Raw genomic sequence first — 8,595 nt, 5'->3', positions numbered from 1 at the left:
AGCACCTCGCGCACGTCGGGCAGCAGCGCCTCGCCGGCCGGCGTGAGCGCGACGCGGCGGCGCGTTCGGTCGAACAGCAGCAGGCCCAACGCGCGCTCCAGCTGAGCGATCGCCTGGGTGAGCGGAGGCTGGGTCATGTGCAGGCGCTGCGCGGCGCGGCCGAAGTGCAACTCTTCCGCCACGGCCAGGAACTGGCGCCACACGCGCAGCTCGATCGATGCGTCATTCATATGCCAAGCATATCAATGACCCCTTGAAAACGGATTGGAACCAATCAATCAAACAGCGCATACTCCGCGCTGCCCCAAAAGCCGCCCGCCCACCCGAGGCCGGCCCGGCGACACGAAATTTCCTCCCACGAAGGACGCCCCCCATGGAAAACAAACCCCTGCAGATCAACCGCCGCAGCGCCAACATCACCGAAGGCAAGTCGCGCGCGCCCAACCGCTCGATGTACTACGCGATGGGCTACGAAGAAGGCGACTTCAAGAAGCCCATGGTGGGCGTGGCCAACGGGCACAGCACGATCACGCCGTGCAACTCGGGCCTGCAGAAGCTGGCCGATGCGGCCATCCAGGGCATCGAGGAAGCCGGCGGCAACGCCCAGGTGTTCGGCACCCCCACCATCAGCGACGGCATGGCCATGGGCACCGAAGGCATGAAGTACAGCCTGGTGAGCCGCGAGGTCATCAGCGACTGCATCGAAACCTGCGTGCAGGGCCAGTGGATGGACGGCGTGGTCGTCGTGGGCGGCTGCGACAAGAACATGCCCGGCGGCCTGATGGGCATGCTGCGCGCCAACGTGCCGGCCATCTATGTGTACGGCGGCACCATCCTGCCGGGCAAGTACAAGGGCCAGGACCTGAACATCGTGAGCGTGTTCGAGGCCGTGGGCCAGAACGCCGCCGGCAACCTGAGCGACTTCGACCTCAAGGAGATCGAAAAGCGCGCCATTCCCGGCACCGGCTCGTGCGGCGGCATGTACACAGCCAACACCATGTCCAGCGCGTTCGAGGCGCTGGGCATCAGCCTGCCCTACTCCAGCACCATGGCCAACCCGCACGACGAGAAGCAGAACTCGGCCAAGGAATCGGCCAAGGTGCTGATCGAGGCGATCAAGAAGGACATCCGCCCGCGCGACATCGTGACCAGGAAGTCCATCGAAAACGCCGTGGCCGTGATCATGGCCACCGGCGGCTCGACCAATGCGGTGCTGCACTTCCTGGCCATCGCGCACGCGGCCGGCGTGGAATGGTCCATCGACGACTTCGAGCGCGTGCGCCAGAAGACGCCCGTGCTGTGCGACCTCAAGCCCAGCGGCAAGTACCTGGCCGTGGACCTGCACCAGGCCGGCGGCATTCCGCAGGTCATGAAGGTGCTGCTGAACGCCGGCCTGCTGCATGGCGACTGCCTCACCATCGAAGGCAAGACCATCGCCGAGGTGCTGAAGGACGTGCCGGACGCGCCCCGCGCCGACCAGGACGTGATCCGCCCCATCGACCGGCCCATGTACGAGCAGGGCCACCTGGCCATCCTCAAGGGCAACCTGAGCCCCGAGGGCGCGGTCGCCAAGATCACGGGCCTGAAGAACCCCGTCATCACCGGCCCGGCGCGCGTGTTCGACGACGAGCAGTCGGCCCTGAAGGCCATCCTGGACGGCAAGATCGTGGCGGGCGACGTGATGGTGCTTCGCTACCTGGGCCCCAAGGGCGGCCCCGGCATGCCCGAGATGCTGGCACCCACGGGCGCGCTGATCGGCGCGGGCCTGGGCGAGAGCGTGGGCCTCATCACCGACGGGCGCTTCTCCGGCGGCACCTGGGGCATGGTCGTGGGCCACGTGGCACCGGAAGCGGCGGCGGGCGGCACCATCGCGTTCGTGAACGAAGGCGATTCCATCACCATCGACGCGCACACGCTGCGGCTGGAACTGAACGTGCCCGAGGCCGAACTGGCCCGCCGCCGCGAAGGCTGGACGCCCCCCGCTCCGCGCTACACGCGCGGCGTGCAGGCCAAGTTCGCCTTCAATGCCGCCAGCGCCAGCAAGGGCGCGGTGCTGGACGCCTACTGATCCAGGCCGGCCGCGCGCCGGCCATTGCAAAAGACAAAGCCCGCGGCCGGTCAGGCGCGAGGGCTTTTGGTTGGAGGGGGCGGTGCCGATCGGGGCGGTGCGTTCAGCGGCGGTTGCGCGGCTGGATGCCCAGGGCTTCCTTGTTCTTGTTGATGCGGTCCTGCTTGCGCTGGTCCATCCGTTCCATCGCGCGGCGCTTGGTGTAGCCGGTGGCGTCGGCCCAGGCCCACCAGACGAAGGCCACGGCGAAGGGGGACAGAACCCACCACCACGACCACAGGGCCACGGGCCCGATCTCGAGGTATTTGAGCAGCACAAGAAGCACTCCCAGACCCAGCGCGTACATGGCGATCTCCTGTGCGGTACGGACTTTACGTGCCGGGGGTCAACCCCCGCCACTACAATTTCATTGAGCCGGATACTAACCCACAACCTACAGGAAACCCCCGATGAAGCGCACCCTGATCACCCTCGCGATGGCCCTGTCGGTGGCCGTGCCGGCCCTGGCCGACCAGGCCCTCGCCACCTCGAAAAACTGCATGGCCTGCCATGCGGTGGACAAGAAGCTGGTGGGCCCGTCGTACAAGGATGTGGCCGCCAAATACGCCGGCCAGAAAGATGCGGTGGACAAGCTGGCCGCCAAGATCATGAAGGGCGGCTCGGGCGTGTGGGGCCCGGTGCCCATGCCGGCGAATGCCCAGGTGAACGATGCCGACGCCAAGAAGCTGGCCGCCTGGGTGCTGTCGCTGAAGTAAATCCATCCATCGCGCTGCCGATCAACGCCAACGCAAACGCGCGCTGCACGGGTTCCCGTGCAGCGCGGCGTTCGTTTTGGAGGGGTCGGCGGGCGGGCTGGGCCGCCGACGCATCACCACATCAGATCGGGTCGATGCGGGAATCGACGCGCGGGGTGCCACGCAGCTGGTGTTCGAGCTGGCCCACGTAGGCCGCCGTGGTGTTGTCCGATTCCTGGGCGCGCTGGGCCAGATGCAGTTCCAGCGCATCGATGCGCGCGATCAGGGCGGAATGGGACTGCAGGTTCTGGTTTTCGAGAAACGCGCGCAGTTCGGTGAAGCGGGAGGCTTCGGCCTTGTCGGCCAGGTCGCGCTGGGCCGTCATTTCCTTGGCGTGGCGGCGCGTCTCCAGCAGCACCGAGCCTTGCAGCGACAGCACGTAGGCGATGAAGAAAATGCCCAGCAGCACGGTCAGCCCCAGCATGAGCAGGCCCAGCGGGGCCTCGAAGGAGGTCAGCCCCAGCGAGATGACGGATGGGGTGGCCAGCGTGGTCCAGTTGAGCGCGGCCAGCACGGCCATGGCGGCCACGATGAGCAGCAGCGCGATGGTTCTGAAATTCATGTCAATCTCCCGGAAGGTGTCGAAATCCGCAGCCTGGCAGGCGCGGTTGGGGGACGTTTTTTAACCTGTGCGGGGGCGGTTATCGCTGGCTGGAAATTGAAACCGGCACTGTCCTACAGCGCAGGGCGGGCGTGAAAAAACCACCGGACGGGAAAGTGCGGTGGTGTTGATGGGACAGAAACCCACGTCTGAAAGAATGTCTGCGTGCCATCGGCGCTTTTAGGCCTGTCGATTGGCGCTAGTCACCGAGATGAGGGATTTTGCCGTCACGCACATCGCCTGCGGCGATATGAGTGCCGTCAAACCCTGCGAAGCGCTTCGCGCCGGGCCACCTTGCGGCGGCCCCCTGGATCAATTGGTTTCAGCCAATTGATCCAGGATCGCAGGGTTTTGGTGAGCACATCACGCCGCTGCGCGGCATGAGTGCTCCCCGAATCCGGCAGCAGCTCCGCTGCGCGGCGATGGCGCTTTCTGATCAGTTGGTCTGCGACAACTGATCCAGAATGGCCGGATTCTCCAAGGTGCTCGTGTCCTGCGTGATCTGCTCGCCCTTGGCGATGGAACGCAGCAGGCGGCGCATGATCTTGCCGCTGCGGGTCTTGGGCAGGTTGTCGCCGAAGCGGATGTCCTTGGGCTTGGCGATGGGGCCGATCTCCTTGGCGACCCAGTCGCGCAGTTCCTTGGCGATGGCCTTGGCCTCGTCGCCGGTGGGGCGCGAGCGCTTGAGCACGACGAAGGCGCAGATCGCCTCGCCCGTCACGTCGTCGGGCCGGCCCACGACGGCGGCCTCGGCGACCAGGTCGGTCTTGGACACCAGGGCCGATTCGATCTCCATCGTGCCCATGCGGTGGCCCGAGACGTTCAGCACGTCGTCGATGCGGCCCGTGATGCGGAAGTAGCCGCGATCGGCACTGCGCACCGCGCCGTCGCCCGCCAGGTAGTAGCCCTTGAGCTCTTCGGGAAAGTAGCTTTTCTTGAAGCGCTCGGGGTCGTTCCAGATGGTGCGGATCATGCTGGGCCAGGGCTTTTTGATGACCAGGATGCCGCCCGTGCCGTTGGCGATGTCGTTGCCCACCTCGTCCACGATGGCGGCCGCGATGCCCGGCAGCGGCAAGGTGCAGCTGCCGGGCACCAGCGGCGTCGCGCCTGGCAGCGGGGTGATGACGTGGCCGCCGGTCTCGGTCTGCCAGAAGGTGTCCACGATGGGGCAGCGCTCGCCGCCCACGTTCTTGTGGTACCACATCCAGGCCTCGGGGTTGATGGGCTCGCCCACGCTGCCCAGGATGCGCAGGCTCGACAGGTCCGAGCGCGCGGGGTGCACGGCCGCATCGCCCTCGGCCGCCTTGATGAGCGAGCGGATCGCCGTGGGCGCGGTGTAGAAGATCGTGCAGCGGTGGCGCTCGATCATCTGCCAGAAGCGGCCGGCGTTCGGGAAGGTGGGAATGCCCTCGAAGATGATCTGCGTGGCGCCCGCAGCCAGCGGCCCGTAGGCCACGTAGGTGTGGCCGGTGATCCAGCCGATGTCGGCCGTGCACCAGAACACGTCGTCCGGGCGCAGGTCGAACGTCCAGTCCATGGTGAGCTTGGCCCACAGCAGGTAGCCGCCGGTGGCGTGCTGCACGCCCTTGGGCTTGCCCGTGGAGCCGCTGGTGTACAGGATGAACAGCGGGTGCTCGGCGCCCACGGGCACCGGCGGGCAGTCGCTGCTCTGGCCCTGCAGCGCCTCGGCGAAGGTCTTGTCGCGGCCCGCCACCATGGCGCAGGCGGTGGCCGTGCGCTGGTACACGAGGATGCTGCGGATGGTGTCGCAGCCGCCCATGGCCAGGGCCTCGTCCACGATGGCCTTGAGCGGCAGCTCCTTGCCGCCGCGCATCTGGTAGTTGGCGGTGATGACGGCCACCGCGCCCGCATCGATGATCCGCTCCTGCAGCGCCTTGGCCGAGAAGCCCCCGAACACCACGCTGTGCGTGGCGCCGATGCGCGCGCACGCCTGCATGGCGATCACGCCCTCGACCGTCATGGGCATGTAGATGAGCACGCGGTCGCCCTGCTGCACGCCGTTGGCCTTGAGCGCGTTGGCGAACTGCCCCACGCGGGCCAGCAGTTCCTTGTAGGTGACCTGGGTGACGGTGCCGTCGTCAGCCTCGAAAATGATGGCGGTCTTGTTCTCGACCGGGGTGCCGATGTGCCGGTCCAGGCAGTTGGCGCTGGCGTTCAACTGGCCGTCGGCGAACCATTCGTAGAACGGCGCCTTGGAGGCATCGAGCGTGCGCGTGAAGGGCTTGTCCCACTGCAGGTTCTCGCGCGCCAGGCGGGCCCAGAAGCCTTCGAAATCCTGCTCGGCCTCGGCGCACAGCGCGTCGTAGCCGGCCATGCCGGAAATGCGCGCGGCCTTCTGCAGGGCTTCGGAGGGCGGGAAAACGCGGTTTTCCACCAGCACGGATTCAATCGTGGACGAGGGCGCACTCATGGGTTTTGTCTCCTGGAGTCAACATAATTTGGCGGTACTTTCGGGGGCCGCACTTACATGCCACTGACGGATGCCGGCGGCCGCCAAAGGCTCCGATGCTACGCCTGTGCAGGCGGCGGGTTTCTGTCACAGGGCAAGCGGCCGGTGCTTCTAGAATCGCGCGAGTTTCATTTCTAGCGATTTTCAAGAAAACCCTCCCATGGCCCTCCCGCAACCCCCCGCTTCCCGCAACGGCAGCAAGTCCCTCACCCCGCTGGCCTCGCTGATCTTCGCCAGCCGCTGGCTGCAACTGCCGCTCTATCTGGGCCTGATCGCCGCCCAGGGCGTGTACGTGTGGCACTTCCTCGTGGAGCTGTGGCACCTGATCGAGGCCGCGTTCGGCCACCAGGGCGCGCTGCAGTCGCTGGTCACCAGCATCGGCTACAAGCCGGGCGTGGAGGTCACGGCGCTCAACGAGACGGTGATCATGCTGGTCGTGCTGGCGCTCATCGACGTGGTGATGATCTCCAACCTGCTCATCATGGTGATCGTGGGCGGCTACGAGACCTTCGTGAGCCGGCTCAACCTGCAAAGCCACCCCGACCAGCCGGAATGGCTGGGCCACGTGAACGCCTCGGTGCTCAAGGTGAAGCTGGGCCTGTCGATCATCGGGATCAGCTCCATCCACCTGCTCAAGACCTTCATCAACGCCGCCAACTACGACGAGAAGGTGCTGATGTGGCAGACGATCATCCACGTGGTGTTCCTGCTGAGCGCCATCGCCATTGCCTACACTGACAAATTGCTGAACGTTTCGCACGAAAAGCACTGAGCGCCCACACCCTCTCCCACCGAGCCCCGGCAAGGCCCTGAAACAGGGGCCTTTCGGGGCTCTTGCCTTAGTACTTATTGGCCTGATTGCTACCAAAAACATAGCAAACCGGTATCCACCCGGCTCCGCTGCTGCGCCCGCGATTAACACATCGGGCAAACCCGGGTCTTTTGACACAAAAACACCCAATAACTATACTTTTGGAGTGTTTTACAACCTGCAATGCAGGTAATCCGCTCTTTCCGGCCCGCAACGCGGCGCTTTCACCGGAGCGGATCCCGCCAGGAAAACGGCGGCCCGGCCCCAGGCCCGGCCGCTTCCCCCTGGCCCATGGCCGACCCATTCGGCCCTGATGCCCCAAGGCGCCCGCCCGTTCGTCGGGCTCGGCGCCGCGTGATCCCCGGGAGTCCTCCGACCGACCTCTCCCGGCACGCCCCAGGCCCTTGCGCACCGCCTCGCGTGCCATTCGGGCCGATCCCGGTCACCTCGGTGCCCACCCTTTCGCTGCTGTTCCCGCGCGCCCTGGGCGTCCGGGTCCGGCTGCCGCATCAGGGTCTCGAATGCCCAGGCCTTCGCAGCCCCGCCCGCCTTCGGGCGGCCGGGGCGTGTTCAACCCGTTCCAACCGAGGGAGGACCCCCACCGTGGCCAAACAAATCACCATCGAACATGTGTTCAAGGTTTTCGGCGATGCGCCGCAAGCCGCGCTCGAGCTCGCCAGCCAGGGCCTGAGCAAGCAGGACATCCTGGCGCGCACCGGCCATTCCATCGGCGTGTTCGACGCCAGCTTCACCATCGAGGCGGGCGAGATCTTCGTCGTGATGGGACTGTCGGGCTCGGGCAAGTCGACCCTGGTGCGCATGCTCAACCGGCTGATCGAGCCCACGGCGGGCCGCATCCTGGTGGATGGCCAGGACATCAACGCGCTGTCCGACCGGCAACTGCGCGCGCTGCGCCGCAAGGACATCAGCATGGTGTTCCAGTCGTTCGCGCTCATGCCCCATCTCACGGTGCTGGACAACACCGCGTTCGGCCTCGAACTGGCGGGCGTGGCCCGGCCCGAGCGCCAGCGCCAGGCCGCACTGGCGCTGGAGCAGGTGGGCCTGGGATGCTGGGCCGACAGCTACCCCGACGAGCTGTCGGGCGGCATGCAGCAGCGCGTGGGCCTGGCCCGGGCGCTGGCGTCGGACCCGTCCATCCTGCTGATGGACGAGGCGTTCTCCGCGCTGGACCCGATCATCCGCACCGAGATGCAGAGCGAGCTGCTGCGCCTGCAGCAGATCCAGCGCCGCACCATCGTCTTCATCTCGCACGACCTGGACGAGGCGATGCGCATCGGCGACCGCATCGCCATCATGAAGGATGGCTACGTGGTGCAGGTGGGCACGCCCGACGAGATCCTGCGCAACCCGGCCAACGACTACGTGCGCAGCTTCGTGCGCGGCGTGGACGCGGCGGCGGTCTTCAAGGCCGGCGACATCGCCCGGCGCCCGCTCACCGTGGTGTCGGAGCAGCGCGACCGGGGCTCGCGCGCCGCGCTGCAGCAGCTGGAGGAGCAGGACCGCGACTTCGCCTACGTGGTGAGCCCGGCGCGGATGTACCTGGGCACGGTGTCGGCCGACTCGCTGCGCGCCGCGCTCCAGGGCCACGTGGGCCCGCTGGGCCTGCAGCACGCCTATCTGGACGGCGTGGTGCCCATTCCCGTGGATGCGCCGGTGGCGGACCTGTTCGGCCAGGTGGCACAGGCGCCCTGCCCGCTGCCGGTGGTGGAGGACGGCGGCCGCTTTCGCGGCGCGATCAGCAAGACCACGCTGCTGCGCTTTCTCGACCGCGACACGCCGCCCGTGCCGCCGGACCCTTTGCCACCCGCGCCCGCGCCCGCGCCCGCGCCC

At 66.9% G+C, this 8,595-nt stretch carries 8 protein-coding genes; 4 read left to right on the top strand and 4 right to left on the bottom strand.

Going from position 1 to position 8,595, the window contains the following annotated elements:
- The coding region (locus AC27IO_RS17415) for a LysR family transcriptional regulator (protein WP_498739894.1) at nucleotides 1–230 on the bottom strand (230 nt) is incomplete at its 3' end.
- 143 nt (nucleotides 231–373) lie between these two features.
- Between AC27IO_RS17415 and ilvD the strand changes: the two genes are divergently transcribed.
- Nucleotides 374–2,068, top strand: coding sequence for a dihydroxy-acid dehydratase (gene ilvD / locus AC27IO_RS17410; RefSeq protein WP_284428889.1), 1,695 nt, complete (start codon nucleotides 374–376; stop codon nucleotides 2,066–2,068).
- Nucleotides 2,069–2,171: 103 nt separating this feature from the next.
- Here ilvD and AC27IO_RS17405 read toward each other — a convergent pair whose 3' ends face one another.
- Nucleotides 2,172–2,414, bottom strand: coding sequence for a TIGR04438 family Trp-rich protein (locus AC27IO_RS17405; RefSeq protein WP_284399149.1), 243 nt, complete (start codon nucleotides 2,412–2,414; stop codon nucleotides 2,172–2,174).
- Nucleotides 2,415–2,517: 103 nt separating this feature from the next.
- Here AC27IO_RS17405 and AC27IO_RS17400 point away from each other — a divergent pair, with 103 nt between their 5' ends.
- A complete protein-coding gene (locus AC27IO_RS17400) occupies nucleotides 2,518–2,823 on the top strand; it encodes a c-type cytochrome (protein ID WP_272564181.1) in 306 nt (101 codons plus the stop codon).
- A gap of 121 nt (nucleotides 2,824–2,944) precedes the next feature.
- Here the strand turns inward: AC27IO_RS17400 and AC27IO_RS17395 are convergent, their stop codons facing one another.
- On the bottom strand, nucleotides 2,945–3,424 hold the full coding sequence (locus AC27IO_RS17395; RefSeq protein WP_272564182.1) for a LapA family protein: 480 nt from the start codon (nucleotides 3,422–3,424) through the stop codon (nucleotides 2,945–2,947).
- Nucleotides 3,425–3,899: 475 nt separating this feature from the next.
- Nucleotides 3,900–5,894 carry an acetate--CoA ligase gene (gene acs / locus AC27IO_RS17390; RefSeq protein ID WP_498739891.1) on the bottom strand — a complete coding sequence of 665 codons (1,995 nt, stop codon included), beginning with the start codon at nucleotides 5,892–5,894 and terminating at the stop codon, nucleotides 3,900–3,902.
- A 199-nt stretch (nucleotides 5,895–6,093) separates the two neighbouring features.
- On the opposite strand from acs, the gene AC27IO_RS17385 reads away from it, so the two are divergent.
- Nucleotides 6,094–6,705: a TIGR00645 family protein gene (locus AC27IO_RS17385; RefSeq protein ID WP_092740989.1), complete on the top strand. Its 612-nt coding sequence runs from the start codon at nucleotides 6,094–6,096 to the stop codon at nucleotides 6,703–6,705.
- 642 nt (nucleotides 6,706–7,347) lie between these two features.
- The coding region (proV, locus tag AC27IO_RS17380) for a glycine betaine/L-proline ABC transporter ATP-binding protein ProV (RefSeq protein WP_498739890.1) at nucleotides 7,348–8,595 on the top strand (1,248 nt) is incomplete at its 3' end.

The organism is Acidovorax sp. KNOB132 (genome assembly GCF_057541515.1).
Note: the sequence above shows the minus strand (reverse complement) of the source record. Positions and strands in the feature narration are given on the sequence as shown.